This window comes from Streptomyces sp. NBC_01216, from assembly GCF_035994945.1.
Classification (GTDB): Bacteria; Actinomycetota; Actinomycetes; order Streptomycetales; family Streptomycetaceae; genus Streptomyces.
On record NZ_CP108677.1, the window covers coordinates 5550693 to 5568740 of the forward strand.

Annotated in this window: 15 protein-coding genes; 5 read left to right on the forward strand and 10 right to left on the reverse strand. The window is 71.5% G+C overall.

Annotated features, from left to right (window positions below; all coding sequences use genetic code 11):
- Positions 1-256 precede the first annotated feature (256 nt).
- The 5 genes from OG393_RS24880 to OG393_RS24900 form a co-directional block, all read right to left on the reverse strand.
- Entirely contained in the window at positions 257-1906 is a 1650-nt protein-coding gene (locus OG393_RS24880) for an alkaline phosphatase D family protein (protein WP_327376921.1), read from the reverse strand.
- 187 nt (positions 1907-2093) lie between these two features.
- Positions 2094-2474 (reverse strand): hypothetical protein, encoded by a 381-nt coding sequence (locus OG393_RS24885; RefSeq protein WP_327376922.1) that lies wholly within the window; start codon positions 2472-2474, stop codon positions 2094-2096.
- A 320-nt stretch (positions 2475-2794) separates the two neighbouring features.
- Positions 2795-3571 (reverse strand): thioredoxin domain-containing protein, encoded by a 777-nt coding sequence (locus OG393_RS24890; protein WP_327376923.1) that lies wholly within the window; start codon positions 3569-3571, stop codon positions 2795-2797.
- Between the two features lie 41 nt (positions 3572-3612).
- Complete coding sequence (locus tag OG393_RS24895; protein WP_327376924.1) at positions 3613-4296, reverse strand: hypothetical protein; 684 nt, start codon at positions 4294-4296, stop codon at positions 3613-3615.
- Positions 4297-4357: 61 nt separating this feature from the next.
- Entirely contained in the window at positions 4358-5680 is a 1323-nt protein-coding gene (locus OG393_RS24900; RefSeq protein WP_327376925.1) for a DUF2252 domain-containing protein, read from the reverse strand.
- A 235-nt stretch (positions 5681-5915) separates the two neighbouring features.
- On the opposite strand from OG393_RS24900, the gene dnaE reads away from it, so the two are divergent.
- Entirely contained in the window at positions 5916-9455 is a 3540-nt protein-coding gene (gene dnaE, locus OG393_RS24905; protein WP_327376926.1) for a DNA polymerase III subunit alpha, read from the forward strand.
- A 111-nt stretch (positions 9456-9566) separates the two neighbouring features.
- On the opposite strand, the gene OG393_RS24910 is transcribed toward dnaE, so the two are convergent.
- Positions 9567-9740: a hypothetical protein gene (locus OG393_RS24910; protein ID WP_327376927.1), complete on the reverse strand. Its 174-nt coding sequence runs from the start codon at positions 9738-9740 to the stop codon at positions 9567-9569.
- A gap of 226 nt (positions 9741-9966) precedes the next feature.
- Between OG393_RS24910 and OG393_RS24915 the strand changes: the two genes are divergently transcribed.
- The 4 genes from OG393_RS24915 to OG393_RS24930 are packed head-to-tail and all read left to right on the forward strand — an operon-like array spanning position 9967 to position 13777.
- A complete protein-coding gene (locus OG393_RS24915) occupies positions 9967-11247 on the forward strand; it encodes an NYN domain-containing protein (protein WP_327376928.1) in 1281 nt (426 codons plus the stop codon).
- 20 nt (positions 11248-11267) lie between these two features.
- Positions 11268-12239: an ABC transporter ATP-binding protein gene (locus tag OG393_RS24920; protein WP_327378537.1), complete on the forward strand. Its 972-nt coding sequence runs from the start codon at positions 11268-11270 to the stop codon at positions 12237-12239.
- A gap of 31 nt (positions 12240-12270) precedes the next feature.
- Positions 12271-13104, forward strand: a complete 834-nt coding sequence (locus OG393_RS24925; protein ID WP_327376929.1) for an ABC transporter permease — start codon at positions 12271-12273, stop codon at positions 13102-13104.
- Between the two features lie 34 nt (positions 13105-13138).
- Positions 13139-13777, forward strand: a complete 639-nt coding sequence (locus OG393_RS24930) for a DUF2567 domain-containing protein (RefSeq protein ID WP_327376930.1) — start codon at positions 13139-13141, stop codon at positions 13775-13777.
- Positions 13778-13897: 120 nt separating this feature from the next.
- Here the strand turns inward: OG393_RS24930 and ybaK are convergent, their stop codons facing one another.
- From ybaK to OG393_RS24950, 4 genes are all read right to left on the reverse strand, one after another.
- Positions 13898-14407 (reverse strand): Cys-tRNA(Pro) deacylase, encoded by a 510-nt coding sequence (ybaK, locus tag OG393_RS24935; RefSeq protein WP_327376931.1) that lies wholly within the window; start codon positions 14405-14407, stop codon positions 13898-13900.
- A 12-nt stretch (positions 14408-14419) separates the two neighbouring features.
- The gene (locus OG393_RS24940; RefSeq protein ID WP_327376932.1) at positions 14420-15157 is read right to left on the reverse strand and encodes an LON peptidase substrate-binding domain-containing protein; all 738 of its coding nucleotides are present in this window, start codon (positions 15155-15157) and stop codon (positions 14420-14422) included.
- A 5-nt stretch (positions 15158-15162) separates the two neighbouring features.
- A complete protein-coding gene (locus tag OG393_RS24945; RefSeq protein WP_327376933.1) occupies positions 15163-16200 on the reverse strand; it encodes a hypothetical protein in 1038 nt (345 codons plus the stop codon).
- A 137-nt stretch (positions 16201-16337) separates the two neighbouring features.
- Positions 16338-17966 (reverse strand): oxidoreductase, encoded by a 1629-nt coding sequence (locus tag OG393_RS24950; protein ID WP_327376934.1) that lies wholly within the window; start codon positions 17964-17966, stop codon positions 16338-16340.
- Between the last annotated feature and the right edge of the window lie 82 nt (positions 17967-18048).

An 18048-nucleotide genomic window follows, 5' to 3' on the forward strand; every position in this document is an offset into this window, starting at 1 on the left:
GCCATCGCGGGGAGATTACGGGTCCATGTCAGGTCCTGATGAGCATCGATCAGGCCCATTCATCCATGGTGCATTTCGGTGTATCGGGAAGAAAAACTTCTGCCGGTTCCGGAGTTTGAGACGAGGACGTAATGAAGGGAGCGATAGAGGCGGGTGGTGTGTCCGGATTCGATCGTCCGAACTCACCACCCGCCGTGATGATGTGATCTTCTGTTAACGTGACGGATCATGGCCGAAAATCGACCATGTCATCGACTCAGCGCACCGGCTGGTGCACCCGCTCGACGCGCTGCGTTCCCGTCCGCGTCCGGTAGGAGCGTGCCCAGGCCGTCGTCGCGTCCGCCCTGGTCCGGTCCGAGACCGTGTAGTAGTCCATCTGCGCCCGCTCCGGCGTCACGTCGAGCACGCCGTAGCCGTGGTGGTCCATGTCCACCCACTTCACGTGGCGGTTGGTGGCCCGGACCGCCGCGGACGCAACCACCGAGACCGTGCCCGGTGCGACGTGCAGCATGTCGTCGAGGTTGTCCGACGTCACCGAGGTCACCACGAACTCGGTACCCGCCGACGCCGACAGCGGATACGTCGCCGCTTTCACCGGCACGTCGTTGGCCCAGGCCATGTGGATGTCACCGGTCAGGAAGACGGTGTTCCGGACGGAGCGCCGCGTCAGATGGTCCAGCAGCTCCCGGCGGTCGTCGGTGTAGCCGTCCCACTGGTCGGTGTTGACGGCCAGGCCCCCCTTCGGCAGGCCCAGCAACTCCGCCAGCGGACTGAGCAGATGGGCGGGCAGGGAGCCGAAGGCCACCGGTGAGATCATCACCGAGGTGCCGACCAGCTTCCACTGGGCGTCCGAGCCCGCGAGGCCCGCCTTCAGCCAGTCCAGCTGGGCCCGCCCGGTCATCGTGCGCTCCGGGTCGTCCACCTCGCCGCTGCCGACGCCCGCCTGCCGGGAGCGGAAGGACCGCAGGTCGAGCAGGTGCAGATCGGCCAGCCTGCCGAAGCGCAGGCGCCGGTACACGGTGCCCTCGGTGGAGGCGCGGACCGGCATCCACTCGAAGTACGCCTGCTTCGCGGCGGCGACCCGGGCCGCCCACTCGCCCTCGGCGCCGGGCGTGTGGTTCTCCGCCCCGCCCGACCAGGCGTCGTTGGCGAACTCGTGGTCGTCCCAGATGGCGATCACGGGATGGGCGGCGTGCAGCGCCTGCAGGTCGGCGTCCGTCTTGTACGTCCCGTGCCGGGTGCGGTAGTCGGCCAGCGAGACGATCTCGTGCTCGGGCGCGTGCCGTCGGACGGTGTACTTCGCCTCCGGATAGGCGCCGCCGGCGTACTCGTAGATGTAGTCGCCCAGGTGCAGGACCGCGTCCAGGTCCGCCCGGCCGGCGAGATGGCGGTAGGCGGAGAAGTAGCCGGCTTCCCAGTTGGCGCACGAGACCACGCCGAACCGGATGCCGGGCGCGGCACTGTCCGGCGCGGGGGCGGTGCGGGTGCGGCCCACCGGGGAGACGGTCCCGCCGGCCGTGAAGCGGAAGTGGTAGGTGGTCGCCGGGCGGAGCCCGCGGACGTCGGCCTTGACCGTGTGGTCGGAGGTCGCGGTCGCGGTCGCCGTGCCCCGGGCCACGGTCCGGGCGAAGGCGCGGTCCTCGGCGATCTCCCAGCCGACCGCGACGTCGGGGCCGGTGCGCGAACCCGGCACGGCCTCGGCGGTCGGCGTGACGCGCGTCCAGAGCAGGACGCCGTCGGGCAGCGGGTCGCCGGAGGCGACGCCGTGAAGGAAGGTGGGGGCCTCGTCGTCCGCGAGGGCGGGGGAAGCGGCTCCCACCAGGGCCGGTGCGGCGGCCGCCGTGACGGCGGCGGCCTTGACGACCGTGCGGCGGGTGGGTGCGGGGGGTATGAATCGTCTGGTCACGGCCAGTCAGATTACTGGTCGGTACGTCGAACGGGCAGACGAAAACAGGAATGTTCGCCCACGGCTCGGACCCTGTACGGCTCGGGCGCTTCCGAGGCCGCGGAGGCACTCCGGCGGCGGTGTCTTCGGACGGCGGGGCCGGGGTGCGGCTCGTCGCGCCGGAGCCGGGCGAGCCGCACCCCTCCGGCTACGCGGTGCCGCGCTTGGTGGTGCAGTACTGCGGAGTGCCGGAGTATCCGTCACGCAGGCAGACCTGGAGTGAGACGCGGATGCCTTCGCCGATCTCGAAGTCGCGGGTGACGCAACCGTTGTTGGAGCCGTTGGCGTCGTCGACGCGCTCGTAGTGCGAGGCCCTGGAGTCGGTCCATATCAGATGGGCCACCGCCCGCTTTCCGTCCGAACGGTTGTCGCAGACGGTCACGCTTTCCCCGTAAGCGCGGAAGCTGGCGGTACCCGAGTCCCAGGGGTCCGAGGTGGCGACGTAGACGTCGGTCCCGGCCGAGGCGGGCGTGGCCGCCAGAAAGAGGGCCGCACCCGTTGCGGCGACGGTGGTCGTCATTCTCGCCATACGTGACTTCATGACACATCTCCCGTGGTCAGTTGAGAAAAGTGGCGGCGATCAAGATCGCTTGTCTGTCATGTATAGCTACGGACGGACGGCCGGGTCAAGGAATTAATCGAACGCCCGCACGAGAGGCGGGGTGATATGCCACCCACTGGACGCCGGTCGGGTCGCATCTGCGTGCGTGAGGCCGGACCGCGGGCGTGCGTGAGGGGGATCGCCGGGACCGGGCCGGCCGTCGACGGCTGCCGGCCCGCCCGTCACCGGCCCGCGGAACCGGAAACGGGCCGCCGGATGATCCGACGGCCCGTCACAGCGGCCCGAGGTCAGGCGACGCCGAGCTTCTGCAGCTCCGCGGGCAGGCTGTCCTGGTCGACGTCCTTGCCGTCGATGCGGATCGTGGGCGTGCCCTTGATTCCGGCGGTGTTGAACTGCTCGACCATCTCCAGCGCCCACTTGTCGTAGGTGCCCTTGTCCATCGCGTCCTTGAACGCGGCGTTCCCCTTCAGCGCCTTGACGTTGTCCGCGACCTTCAGCAGGTAGGCGTCGTCGGCGAACTCGTCCTTCGTCTCCTCGGGGTGGTGATCTCCCGAGTAGAGAAGGCTGTGGTACTGGACGAACGCCTCCGTGCTCACGTCGAGTGCCGCACCCAGCGCGCTGATGGCGTTCTTGGAGCCGCTGCCGCCCATGTTGCCGTCGATGATCGACCCGAGGTGCACCTTGAGCGTGAACTTCCCGTCGGTCGCCCCCTTCTTGAGGCTTTCGCCGGTGGTCTGCTCGAAGGCCGCGCAGGCGGGGCACCGCATGTCCTCGTAGACGTCGACCACCGTCTTGCCCTTGCCGAGCGAGATGGTCGTGCCGTTCTCACCGGAGGTGTTGGCGGGCTTGACGAGGGCCTTGTCCTTCGCCGCCTCCCACTGGGGCGGCTTGTTGGCCTGGACGACGAGGTAGCCGGCGCCGCCGGCCACGGCCAGCAGTGCGACGGCCGACACGCCGACGGTCAGCTGGCGGCGGACCTTGTCCTTCTTGGCCTGGCGTTCGCGCTCGACGCGCAGTCGCTCGCGGGCGGCTGTCTTGTTCGCGTGGCTGTTGCGTGCACTCATGATGATGATCTCCGTCGGGAGGAGGAATACGGACCGGGTGCTCAGGCGACGAGGCCCGGGCACGGCGGTCCCCGCCGGCCGACGGAGTGCACGAGGAGACGCGTACGGGACCGGCGCGGCCGGTCCTGGGGAAGGCGGTCGCACCCGTGGGCGGGCCGGGGCGACCCGAAGAGGGCGGCCACCAGCAGCAGCGGCCGGAACGCGAACGCCGCCACGGCGCGGACCAGCCGTGCGAGTCCCCGTTCACCATGGCGCAGCCACCCCGCCGCGCAGAGCCCGACCGACACGTGGGCGGCCAGCAGCAGCCACGGGAGGGCGGGGTCGGACGTGTGGAGCAGGGCCGCCACATGGCCGCTGTCGGGAGCGGTCACCCCCGACAGCGGGGCGACCGGCGGACCGCCGCAGAGCACGTCCACGCCGACCGCCCGCAGCGATCCCGCGATGGGTCCGCCGGCCGGGCCGTAACAGACCGCCTGCCCGGTCGTGAACACCGTATCGGCGGCCAGCTCCAGCGGGACGAGCAGTGCGGCGATCGGCCCGAAGCGGCGCTCCCGGCCGGCCAGCGCGTACGCCGCGGCGAACACCCCGGCCGCGATCAGGCCCACGGTCGGCAGCGGCAGGGGAACCCGGGACAGCAGGACGTGGGAGCCGGCGGACAGCGTCACGACCAGAGCCGTGAAGAGCGCCGCCCGCAGCGTCCTGAGCCGCGTCCCAGATATGTCCATAGCGCTGGAGAGTGTGCCACGACTTCGTGTAGGACCCCCTAAGGGGACCCTGTGAAGCGGGCTACAGGCCCGGGATCCGCCCGTTGCGGAACAGGTCCACGAAGATCTGGTGATCGGCGCGCGCCCGGCTGCCGTAGCGATGCGCGAAGTCCACCAGGAGTACCTCGAAGCCCTCCTCGTCGGCGGCGATCGCCGTGTCGATGGCCCGTTCCGTGGAGAACGGCACCAGCGAGTGGCCGCTGGACTCGTCCGCCGCCGCGTGCATGGTCGCCGTCGCCCGGCCCAGGTCGGCCACGGTGGCCGCGATCTCCTCCGGGTCGTCGATGTCCGACCAGTCCAGGTCCACCGCGTACGGCGAGACCTCCGCCACCAGCTGCCCCCTGCCGTCCAGCTCGGTCCAGCCCAGCCACGGGTCCGTGTGTGCCTGCAGCGCCCTCTGCGAGATGACGGTGCGGTGCCCCTCGTGCCGGAAGTACTCCCGTACCGAGGCGTCCGTCACGTGGCGGGAGACCGCGGGCGTCTGCGCCTGCTTCAGGTAGATCACCACGTCGTTCTCGAGGGCGTCGCTGTTGCCCTCGAGCAGGATGTTGTACGAGGGGAGGCCGGCCGAGCCGATGCCGATCCCGCGCCGGCCGACCACGTCCTTGACACGGTACGAGTCGGGCCGGGCCAGGCTGGCCTCGGGCAGCGTCTCCAGATAGCCGTCGAACGCCGCCAGGACCTTGTGGCGGGTCGCCGCGTCCAGCTCGACCGAGCCGCCGCCAGGGGCGAACCGGCGCTCGAAGTCGCGGATCTCCGTCATCGAGTCCAGCAGGCCGAACCGGGTGCGGGAACGGGCGTGGCGCAGTGCGTCGAGGAGCGGACCCTCGGCGCTGTCCAGATCGAAGGGCCGCGGCTCGTCGTGCTTGGCTCCCGTGGCCAGCACGTGGATCCGTTCCCGGTACGCGGCGGCGCAGACCCGCACGAGCGCCGTGATCTGCTCGTCGGAGAGCGCCTTGGCGTAGCCGATCAGTGCCAGCGAGGCGGCCAGCCGCTTCAGATCCCAGGTGAAGGAACCGACGTATGCCTCGTCGAAGTCGTTGACGTTGAAGACCAGCCGGCCGGTGGCGTCCATGTAGGTGCCGAAGTTCTCCGCGTGGAGGTCGCCGTGGATCCAGACCCGGCCGGTGCGCTCGTCCACGTAGGGGCCGCCCTGCCGCTCGTCGGCCAGGTCGGCGTAGAACAGACACGCCGTCCCCCGGTAGAACGCGAAGGCCGATCCGGCCATCTTCCGGAACTTGACCCGGAAGGCCGCGGGGTCGGCGGAGAGAAGCTCCCCGAAGGCGGTGCCGAAGACGGCGAGGATCTGCTCGCCGCGGGCCGCTGCGGGCTCGGTGACCAACATCGAGGGTGCCTCCTGGGACGGGACGTGGCGTGAAACCGGCACATGACAAAACGGACGGGCGTTCCCTGTCGCTCGACGCGTGACGCTACCTCCGAGTGCCCGCCGCCCGGGAGCCCGGAGACGTAGACTTCCACGCTGACCCCCCAGACTGTCCGCAGCCTGTCGCCCACCCGTGGCCCGACCGCCGCTCTCCTCGAGGCGTGTCGCGCCGCAGCGTTCCCGGAGGACTCCCGCCGTGACCAAGCCGCCCTTCACGCACCTCCACGTCCACACCCAGTACTCGCTGCTGGACGGTGCCGCGCGGCTCAAGGACATGTTCGAGGCGTGCAACGAGATGGGCATGTCCCACATCGCGATGTCCGACCACGGCAACCTGCACGGGGCGTACGACTTCTTCCACTCCGCGAAGAAGGCCGGGGTGACGCCGATCATCGGCATCGAGGCATACGTCGCCCCGGAATCGCGGCGCAACAAGCGGAAGATCCAGTGGGGCCAGCCGCACCAGAAGCGGGACGACGTCTCCGGTTCCGGCGGATACACCCACAAGACCATCTGGGCGGCGAACGCCACCGGGCTGCACAACCTCTTCCGGCTGTCCTCCGACGCCTACGCCGAGGGCTGGCTGCAGAAGTGGCCCCGGATGGACAAGGAGACCATCTCCCAGTGGTCCGAGGGCCTGATCGCCTCCACCGGCTGCCCCTCGGGCGAACTGCAGACCCGGCTGCGCCTCGGCCAGTTCGACGAGGCCCTGAAGTCCGCCTCCGAGTACCAGGACATCTTCGGCAAGGACCGGTACTTCCTGGAGCTGATGGACCACGGCATCGAGATCGAGCGCCGGGTGCGCGACGGCCTCCTGGAGATCGGCAGGAAGCTCGGCATCCCGCCGCTGGTCACCAACGACTCGCACTACACGTACGCCGACGAGGCGACCGCCCACGACGCCCTGTTGTGCATCCAGACCGGCAAGAACCTCTCCGACCCGGACCGTTTCCGGTTCGACGGCACGGGCTACTACCTGAAGTCCACCGACGAGATGTACGCCATCGACGCCTCGGACGCCTGGCAGGAGGGCTGCGCCAACACGCGCCTGGTGGCCGAGCAGATCGACACCACCGGCATGTTCGTGGAGAAGAACCTCATGCCGAGGTTCGACATCCCGGAGGGCTACACCGAGGTCAGCTGGTTCCGCGAGGAGACCATGCGCGGCATGGAACGCCGCTTCCCCGGAGGCATCCCCGAGGACCGGCTCAAGCAGGCCGAGTACGAGATGGACACCATCATCTCGATGGGCTTCCCGGGGTACTTCCTCGTCGTCGCCGACTTCATCATGTGGGCCAAGAAGCAGGGCATCGCGGTCGGCCCCGGCCGAGGCTCCGCGGCCGGCTCGATCGTCGCGTACGCCATGGGCATCACGGACCTCGACCCGATCCCGCACGGACTGATCTTCGAGCGCTTCCTCAACCCCGAGCGCATCTCGATGCCCGATGTCGACATCGACTTCGACGAGCGCCGGCGCGTCGAGGTGATCCGCTACGTGACCGAGAAGTACGGCGCCGACAAGGTCGCCATGATCGGCACGTACGGCAAGATCAAGGCGAAGAACGCGATCAAGGACTCCGCCCGCGTCCTCGGCTACCCGTACGCCATGGGCGACCGGCTCACCAAGGCCATGCCCGCCGACGTGCTCGGCAAGGGCATCGACCTCAACGGCATCACCGACCCCTCACACCCGCGCTACAGCGAGGCCGGCGAGATCCGGGCGATGTACGAGAACGAGCCGGACGTGAAGAAGGTCATCGACACCGCCCGGGGCGTCGAGGGACTGGTCCGGCAGATGGGCGTCCACGCGGCCGGCGTGATCATGTCCAGCGAACCCATCGTCGACCACGCCCCGATCTGGGTGCGGCACACCGACGGCGTCACCATCACACAGTGGGACTACCCCCAGTGCGAGTCGCTCGGCCTGCTGAAGATGGACTTCCTCGGCCTGCGCAACCTCACCATCATGGACGACGCCGTCAAGATGGTGAAGGCCAACAAGGGCGTCGACCTCGACCTGCTGGCACTGCCGCTGGACGACCCGAAGACCTTCGAACTGCTCCAGCGCGGTGACACCCTCGGCGTCTTCCAGTTCGACGGCGGCCCCATGCGGTCGCTGCTGCGGCTGATGAAGCCCGACAACTTCGAGGACATCTCCGCCGTGTCCGCCCTGTACCGGCCGGGCCCGATGGGCATGAACTCGCACACGAACTACGCCCTGCGCAAGAACAAGCAGCAGGAGATCACGCCGATCCACCCGGAGCTGGAGAAGCCCCTGGAAGAGGTGCTCGCGGTCACCTACGGCCTGATCGTCTACCAGGAGCAGGTGCAGAAGGCCGCCCAGATCATCGCCGGGTACTCCCTCGGCGAGGCCGACATCCTCCGCCGCGTGATGGGCAAGAAGAAGCCCGAGGAACTGGCCAAGAACTTCACCATCTTCCAGGCCGGCGCCCGGAAGAACGGCTACAGCGACGAGGCCATCCAGGCACTCTGGGACGTTCTGGTCCCCTTCGCCGGCTACGCCTTCAACAAGGCGCACTCCGCCGCGTACGGCCTGGTCTCCTACTGGACCGCCTACCTCAAGGCCAATCACCCGGCCGAGTACATGGCGGGCCTGTTGACCTCGGTCAAGGACGACAAGGACAAGTCCGCGGTCTACCTGAACGAGTGCCGGCGCATGGGCATCAAGGTCCTGCCGCCCAACGTCAACGAGTCGGAGTCGAACTTCGCCGCCCAGGGCGACGACGTGATCCTCTTCGGCCTCTCCGCGGTCCGGAACGTCGGCACCAACGTCGTCGAGTCGATCATCAGGTCACGCAAGGCGAAGGGGAAGTACAGCACCTTCCCCGACTTCCTCGACAAGGTCGAGGCGGTCGTCTGCAACAAGCGGACCGTCGAGTCGCTGATCAAGGCCGGCGCCTTCGACGAGATGGGCCATACCCGCAAGGGCCTGGTCGCCCACCACGAACCGATGATCGACAACGTGGTGGCCGTCAAGCGCAAGGAGGCCGAGGGACAGTTCGACCTCTTCGGCGGGATGGGCGACGAGGCGAGCGACGAGCCGGGATTCGGTCTCGACGTCGAGTTCTCCGACGTCGAGTGGGAGAAGTCGTACCTGCTCGCCCAGGAGCGCGAGATGCTCGGCCTCTACGTCTCCGACCATCCCCTCTTCGGCATCGAGCACGTCCTGTCCGACAAGACGGACGCGGCGATCTCCCAGCTCACCGGCGGCGAGCACGGCGACGGCGCGGTGGTCACCATCGGCGGCATCATCTCCGGCCTCCAGCGCAAGATGACCAAACAGGGCAACGCCTGGGCCATCGCCACCGTGGAGGACCTCGCCGGCTCCATCGAGTGCATGTTCTTCCCGGCCACCTACCAGCTGGTCTCCACCCAGCTCGTCGAGGACACGGTCGTCTTCGTGAAGGGGCGCCTCGACAAGCGGGAGGACGTGCCCCGGCTGGTCGCCATGGAGCTGATGGTCCCGGACCTCTCCCACGCGGGCACCAACGCACCGGTGGTCCTCACCATTCCGACGGTCAAGGTCACCCCGCCGATGATCAGCCGGCTCGGCGAGATCCTCGGGCACCACAAGGGCAACACCGAGGTGCGGATCAAGCTGCAGGGGCCCCGGAAGACCACCGTGCTCCGGCTAGACCGGCACCGGGTGCAGCCCGACCCGGCGCTCTTCGGCGACCTCAAGGTGCTGCTCGGCCCGTCCTGCCTGGCCGGATAGCGACGCCGTCGGCCGGCGGCCCGCTGCGGCGCCGGGCACCGTCCCGCAGGCGGACACCGGAAGGGGCGCGCCCGTCGTCACGGGCGCGCCCCTTCCGGTGCCTGCGGTTGGTCAGTTGTGACCGAAGCGCTTCTGCCGGCCCTTGCGGGCCATGTCGCCAGGAGTCACCTGCGCGGAACGCTGCTCCGCCTGCGACTCCATCGAGGACTGCTGCGCCTGCTGGGCGCCGCGCTCGGCCGGCGACTGCGTCTGCTGACTGCGGTTCTGCTTTCGATTCTTGGCCATGGTGATGCCTCCTCAAGGGGAACTCGGGGCCAGGGCCGCTGTCAGCCTCACATAGGGCCCAAAACGCCGCATTTTGGATCATCACCGACAGTGAGGGCGTCGCTCGCCCGCGCTGCCGCGTGACATTCGCCACGCCGATGATCGAGTTCCGGCCGCCTCCTTCCGCGCGGTCGGGCAGACTCGGAACACTCCGAAGCACTTCCGATCCCGAGGTTCCCGAAAGAAGGTGGAACACGTGGACCGCTGCGTCGTTCTGGTGGACGCCGGCTATCTGCTGGGCGCCGCCGCGAGCCTCCTCGCCGGGGAACCGGCCCGCTCCCGGATCACCGTCGACCACGCCGCCCTCATCCGGGGGCTGCGTGACCGGGCCGAGGCGGACACCGAGCAGCCCCTGCTGCGCATCTACTGGTTCGACGGCGCCCCCGACCGGGTCCCCCAGCCGGAACACCGCCGGCTGCGCGTGATGCCCCGGGTCACCGTCCGGCTCGGCGCCCTCACCCGCAGCGACGGCCGCTGGGCCCAGAAGGGCGTCGACGCCGCCATGCACGCGGAGCTGACCGAGCTCGCCCGCAACCGCGCCTGTTCGGACGTGGTCCTGGTGACCGGAGACGGCGACCTGCTGCCCGGACTGATGTCCGCCAAGGAGCACGGCGTCGCCGTGCACCTCTGGGCCGTCCAGGCCGCCGACGGCGACTACAACCAGTCCGAGGACCTGGTCGCCGAGGCCGACGAACGACGCGTCCTCGACCGGGCCTGGATCACCCGGGCCGTCCGCGCCAAGGACCTCACCGGTCTGTGCACCCCGCCGCCGGTGCCCCGCCCCGAGATCGCCGCGATCCTCTCCGCTCCGCTGCCCGAGTCGGCGCTCGCCGCCTCCGCCGAACGGGCCGCCGAGGCGGCAGCCGCCGCCACCGCACACGCGAACGCCTCCGCCGCGCCCCCGCCCACGGCGAACGGCGCGACTCGCGGAGTGCCCGGCCCGTCCGCCGGCCGGGGGGTGCCCACCCCCAAGGACCTCGCCGGACTGCGCGGTCCCGCCGGACCGGCCGCCGTCCCCCCGGCCGGCGCCACCCTGCGCTGGTCCTCCGACAAGGGCTGGGCCGACCGCCCCGGTACCTCTCTCGGAGAGCCCGCCGAGACCGCTTCCCTGCCCACCCTCGCCCAGCTCACCAGCGCGGAGCAGCGCTGGGCCGACCGCGAGGAGGACATCACGACCGTCGGTGGCGACCCGTTCGAGGTCGGACAGGTGTTCGCCCGTCGCTGGATGGAGCGACTCCCCGAACAGAGCCATGTCCAGAAGCTCGCCACCATGTACCCCCGGGTCCCGCACCGCATCGACGGCGAACTGCTGCGGTACGCGGCCAGGTTCGGTCTGCTGGCCCACAAGGACGACCAGATCGACGAGCACGACCGGTACGCGATCCGGGCGGGATTCTGGCGTGAGATCGATGTGCGGGCCGCCGCCGAGCACGCCCCCGCGGCGGATGAGAGGCCGAAGACCCCGTAGGCTCATCCCTCGTGAGTACGGTGTGTGTGGTGCGGGATCTGGTCAAGACGTACCCCGCCACGCGCGGCAGGCGCGGGGCGCCCGGGACCCCCGAGGTCCGCGCCACGGACGGGATCAGCCTGGACGTCCGGGGCGGCGAGATCTTCGGCCTGCTCGGCCCCAACGGCGCCGGCAAGTCCACCCTGGTCCGTCAGCTCACCGGCCTGATGCGCCCCGACTCCGGCACGGTCGAGCTGCTCGGCCACGACCTCGTACGGCACCCGGAGCGCGCGGCGCGGCTCCTGGCCTACCTCGGCCAGGAGTCCACCGCGCTCGACGAGCTGACCGTGGCGCTCGCCGCCGAGACCACCGGGCGGCTGCGCGGACTCTCCGTCGCGGACGCGCGGGCCGAGCGGGACGCCGTGCTGGCGGAGCTCGGCCTCACCGGCCTCGCCGGGCGCCCCCTCAAGAAGCTCTCCGGCGGGCAGCGGCGGCTCGCCTGCGTCGCCGCCGCCCTGGTCGGCGCGCGGCCGGTGCTGGTCCTCGACGAGCCCACCACGGGCATGGACCCGGTCGCCCGGCGTGCCGTCTGGTCCGCGGTCGACCGGCGGCGCGCCGAGCACGGCACCACCGTGCTGCTGGTCACCCACAACGTCATCGAGGCCGAGACCGTACTGGACCGGGTCGCCGTCCTCGAACGCGGCCGGGTCATCGCCTGCGACACGCCGGCCGGTCTCAAGGAGCGCGTCGCCGGCGAGGTCCGGGTGGACCTGGTCTGGCGCGAGCGCGCCCCGCTGGAGGTGCCCGAGGTCGCCGCGCTGCGTCCCTCCGCGCAGGAGTCCGGCCGGCGCTGGACCCTGCGACTCGCCCCGGACGAGGCACGGGCCGCCGTCGCCGCGGTCACCGGAGGGGCGGCCTTCGCCGCGCTCGACGACTTCACGCTGGCGACGCCGAGTCTGGAGGACGTCTACCTGGCGCTCGGCGGCGAGGCCGAGGGACTGGTGAAGGCGTGAAGCGCCCCGTGAGTGTCAGGAGCTGGACACAGTGAGCACCGTGCCCGCCGAGGCCGCGCCGACCGGCACCCTTCCCGCCCGGGCCGCGGGCACCGGCGAGCGGGACGCCGCCGCCCCCCTCGCCCCGCGCGCCCGGCTGCTGCCGTCGCTCGCCGCGGTGTACCGCGCGCAGTTGTCGCGTGCCCGGGTCTCCCGCATCCCCCTGCTCTTCGTGGCGACCTTCCAGTCCGTCGGCATCATGGTCCTGATGCGCGGCGTCGTCGACGGCGGCACCGAGGCACGGGCGGTCGTGGCCGGCTCGTCCGTCCTCGTCGTCGCCTTCGTCGCGCTGAACCTGCTCGCCCAGTACTTCGGACAGCTCCGGGCGACCGGCGGCCTCGACCACTACGCCACGCTGCCGGTACCGCCGGCCGCGGTGGTGCTCGGCGCCGCCGGCGCGTACGCCTCCTTCACCGTGCCCGGAACGCTCGTGACCGCGGTCGTCGGCTCGATCCTCTTCGGGCTTCCGCTGGGCCATCTGTGGATCCTCGCGGCCGTCGTGCCGCTCGCCGGGGCCGCCCTCGCCGGACTCGGCGCCGCGCTCGGTCTGCTCGCGCCACGGCAGGAACTGGCCACGCTGCTGGGACAGCTCGGCATGTCGGCGGCCCTGCTGCTCGGCGTCCTGCCGGCGGACCGGCTGCCCGCGGTGGTCGGGTACGCGCGGGACCTGCTGCCGTCGACCTACGGGGTGGAGGCGCTGGCCCGTGCCTTCGACCCGCACCCCGACTGGGCGGCGGTCGGCCTGGATCTCGCCGTGTGCGGCGCGGTCGGCGTCGTCTCCCTCGCGGTGGCCACCCGGGCCTACCGGCGGGCGGCGGTCCGCTGAGGCGGCCCACGGGGGTACCTGGCACGATGGCGGGGTGACCGCACCTCTGACTCCGCCCCACCAGCCGCCTTCGAACGGCTCCGACGCGCCCCGGCCCGCGCCGTTCCCTCCGCTGCCAGGGGAGGAAGGCCCTCCGAGCACGGCGACGGAAATCCGCCAGGCCGTCGTCGTGACGGCGCTCTCCACGGTCGCGGGCGTGGCACTGGGGCTGCTCTGGCTGTGGCTGGCGCCCCGGGTGCCGCTGATCTCGGACGGCAAGGCGGTCTTCCTGCGGCACAGCGAGGGCGAGTCGGCGATCGGAACGGACGGCACGTTCGTCCTGCTCGCGCTGGCCTTCGGCGCGGTCGCCGCGGGCCTGGTCTTCTCCTTCCACCGCCTCGGCGGCGTGGCCCTCGTGCTCGGCCTGGCGGTGGGCGGGGTGCTCGGCTCGCTGCTCGGCTGGGGTGTGGGGACCTTCCTCGGGCCGACGCACGACGTGGTCGCCCACGCGAAGGCGGTGGGACCGAACGTCGTGTTCGACGCGCCGCTGAAGCTGAAGATGTGGGGAGCGGCGATGCTGGCCTGGCCGCTCGCGGCGATGATCGTGCACCTGGCCCTGACGGCGGTGCTCGGCCCGCGCGACCCGGAGCCGGTGTGGCCCGAGAGCCCCGCGCCCCCGCAGGACCGGCACTGATCCGTCACCGGGGCCCTGTGCGAGCGGGGACCGGCACCCGCCGTCGAAGGGGCTCCGGTCCCCCGCACCGCGCGGACCGGTGGGCCGGTGCGGCCGAGCGGTGCGGTGCGGCCCCGGCCGTCAGGAGCGGCCGATCGGCGCCGTCACCGCCGCCGTCAACGTAGCCAGCGCCGCCGGTGCGAGTTCCACCTCGAGGCCGCGGCGGCCGGCCGAGACGCAGATCGTCCGGTGTGCGGCGGCGGAGGCGTCCAGCACCGTCCGCAGGCGCTTGCGCTGTCCCAGCGGGGAGATGCCGCCCCGGACGTAACCCGTGGTGCGCTCGGCCGCCGCCGGGTCCGCCATCACCGCGCGCTTGCCGCCGACGGCCGAGGCCAACGCCTTCAGGTCCAGCTGGCCGGCCACCGGCACCACGGCCACCGTCAGCTCACCGTCCACGTCCGCGACCAGGGTCTTGAAGACCCGGTCGGCGGAGACGCCGAGGGCCTCGGCCGCCTCCTCGCCGTAGGACGGGGAGGCCGGATCGTGGTCGTACGCGTGCAGCGTGAACGGGGTCCCCGACGCCGTCAGGGCCACCGTCGCGGGGGTACCGCCCCCGCCCTGGCCCGCCTGCTTCCGCTGCTTCTTCGCCATTGGACTCCTCGGTCAGTTCGGGCTCGTGGGCCCCGTCGTCAGGTCCACCGCCGGCAGCGACGGCAGGTGCCGCAGCACCGCGGTCTCCGAACGCAGCAGGGTCAGCTCCTCGCGCAACCGGGTCGCCGTGTCCGGCGCCTGGAGCAGCCGCTGCTTCGCCGGGGTGTCCAGTACCGCGGCCGCAGCGACCAGGTACGACACCACCGAGGGCTCGTCCGGCAGGTCGCTCGTCGTCAGCGACCTCTCCCGCGCTCCCGCCAGCCGCTTCTGGTAGGTCCGGAACGCCCGCAGCACGCCCTCGGCGAGGGTGCCCGCCTCGTCGCCCTGCTCCTCCGGGATCTCCTCGACCTCGGCCACCAGGAAGGGCCCGCTCGCGTCCACGGACAGCAGCCTCACCCGGGTCGTGCCCGTCACCATCGCCTCGAAGCTGCCGTCCGCGCGCTCCCGGACGGAGGCCGCGTCGGCGACGCAGCCGACCCGGTGGAACGCCTGGATCGGGTCGGAGCCGAAGCCCGCCGCGGGCCCCTTCTCCGGCAGTGAGGTCGGGTCCGGCAGACCCGGCAGGCTCGGTGCGACCTCACGGCCGTCGCGGATCGCCACGACCGCGAAGCGGCGCGGCTCCGTCTCGTCGGCCTTGAGCAGTTCGCGCATCATGGCGCGATAACGCTCCTCGAAGACGTTCAGGGGCAGCACGAGGCCCGGGAACAGCACCGTGTTGAGCGGGAAGAGGGGCAGACGAGCGGTGGTCACAGCGGTCAAGCGTAATGGTCGCGGGCCCCGCCTCGTCCGGGCCGTCCACGACGGCCCGCGCCGAGCGGGATCGTCCGGGCCACATCCCGCCGTGCCCGGTCCCTCGCCTCGAGGAACCGGTCGAGCGGATCCTCGCTCACCAGCGTCCAGGGGAAGGAGGTGGCGTACGGCCCGATCCGCCTGAACTGTTCCAGCGCCTCGCCCGTCCGACGGCGCCTGAGCAGGAGGTACACGAGCAGATTGCGGACGTCCGCGGGCCACGGGACGGCCGCCGGGTACACGGCGGACAGCGCGATGGCGCGGTCCGCCGCCGTGTCGATCCGGTCCCCCCGGGCCGGTCCGGGGCCGGAGAGGAGCTCGGTGAGCGCCGCACGGGCCGGCAGGGCCTGGATGAGGGAGTCCGGCAGTACGTCCTCGGCCGCCCGCTCGGCGAACTCGAAGCACACGCGGTGCGAGCCGCACCACCGGGCCGAGAGGTACTTGAGCGCGGCGAGGTGACAGCCGAAGTGGTGCGGGGAACGGCGCACCGCCTGCTCCCACAGCAGCTCGAACTCCGTGTGGCCGGTGCGCGTGCCGCGGGCGTGATCGAGGGCGATGCGCCAGGGCACGGGGTCCCGGGGCGCGGCCCGCGCGGCGGCCTCGATCAGCGGGTCGAGCGCGCGCAGCCGCTCCGCCCGGACCGGCGACTCCCAGGCCCTGCGTACCTCCACCTGTGTCTTCACGAGGAGCGCGTCCGGGTCGTGCGGTGTGCCGGCCAGCCACCGGGTCAGCCAGTCGGCGCGGCTGCACGCGAAGGTGGCCAGCCGGGTCACATAGCGGTCCCTGCTCTCCCATTCGGCGGCCTCCCGGGTGGTGGCCAGCAGCTTCGCCGCCGGTTCCGGGTCCGCCAGGGCAGCGGCGACCAGGGCGGGCGCGAGCCGTTCGTCCGGCGCGTCGAGCAGCACGTCGTCGTCCGGCGGCATGGCGGCGCTGAGCCGCGGCGCGTGCCGGACCATGCGGGCGGTGCCGAGCAGGCCACGGAGCGTTGACATGGTGCCGACCATTGAAAACCGCAGGTGAGGACGGCGCCAGTCGGGGACTGTGAAGCTTTGGTGGCGGCGGGGAAAGTTGTCCCGCCAGAGGTCAAGACCGCGTAAAGAAAGAGCGGGGTTCGTCGGGACCCGCCCCGCCCCGCCCCGCGCTACCCCCGGCTCAGCAGCCTCGACGCGCCCGCCGCGACCGTCGTGGCCAGCACCCATCCCAGCAGGACCAGCGCCGCCGAGGCCCACTGCCATATCCCCTCGATCCGCCAGTAGCCGTCCTGGCCGAGATCGATCACCGGCAGCAGCAGATCCAGCGCGTACAGGGTGGCGCTCCACTCCGGAGCCTCGTCGGCCTTCAGCGGGCGCGGATCGTAGTGCGAGAAGGCGATCGCCCCCGCCGCCCACAGCACCGCCATCCACAGGGTGGCCCGGCCGGGCCGGTAGCCGTACGCCACCGTCCAGTCCTGCAGGTAGCCCCAGAGCTTCCCCGCCAGCGGCAGGGTCTCCCGGCGCCGCCGCTGCTTGGCGAGGAGCACCACCCGCGCGTCGGCGTCCTCGCCGCTGCCGCGCAGGACCGTCGCCAGCCGCTCGTACGGTTCGGGAGCGTATTCGGGGGTCGCCGCCGCCACCCACTCCAGCCGCCGGGCCAGCGGGAAGTGTCCGTACGGCACGAGGTTCTCGTAGACGAAGCCGTTCATCGCGAGCCCGCCGGGCCCGGGCCAGCTGGTGGACAGGTCGATCAGCGTCACGATCTTGGCGCCGTTCAGGACCACCCGGCCCTCCTCCGGGCGTTCCCCGTTGAACCGTAGTTCCGGCGTGGCTATCCGACGCAAGGACACCTCCTCCCGGCGCGCCCCGTCCAGCAGGAAGCGGGCGTAGTGCAGGTCCACCGCGTCCCCGAACCGGCCGTCGTCGAGCCGCACCCCGCCGTGGAACTCCACCGGTCTGCGCCGCGCCCCCGACACGGGCGTGTACCCGATGCCGTACGGGGGAGTGGCCATCATCTGCCGGCCCGAGCCTCCCGCGGTGTCGTTCCCCTCGCTCTCGTAGACCCAGGCCGCGTTGAGGTAGAGCGAGCGCTCCACCGTCAGTTGCGGCGCGTTGAGGGCGCGCCGCTGCTGGGCCCCGCGCAGCACGCTGCCGCGCAGGCTCAGCGAGACCCCGACCTTCGCCCCGCGCAGGCTCAGCTCGCCGTGGGACTCGATCAGCTCCGCCTGGAAATCCTGCGCCACCACGAGCCCGTCCGCGGTGATCGCCCGCCCACGCCGGTCGGGCCACACCCGGATCTGGTTGATCAGCAGGTCCGTGCCGATCTGCGCGTCCGACAGCCGGACGCCCCGCTCCACCCGGCAGCGCGGCAGATGCAGGTCGCCCTGAGTGTGCAGCCGTGCCGCCTCCAGGCGCGGTATCGCGCATTCCACCATCCGCACCGTCCCGAAGCGTGCCTCCGGCAGCACGATCTCGCCGTCGAAGCGGCAGCGGTTCAGTTCCACGTACGGGCCGACCGTCCCGCCGGCGAGGTTGAGCACCCCCGTGATCCGCGCCCCGCGCAGCTTGAGCGCCGCGACGCGCCCGGAGCGCGCCGGCGGACCGTCGAGCAGCAGCAGCGCCAGGGCCTCGGCGCGGACCCGCCGGCCAGGCCCCCACACATGGCGGCCGAACGGGTCGTCCCGGTGTGCCTCCCCCTCGCTCAGGTCACAGCTCCCGCCGACCCTGAACGCCCGCCACATCGCCTGCTCCGGAGCGGTGAGACCGTCCGGCATTCCGTCCTCGTGCGGCTCGGTCACTGCCGCCCCCTCGCTTTCCACGAATCCTCTTCCCCGGATTCGTACAGCCGTTCTTCCCGCTGAGTGACGGACTGAACGCTAA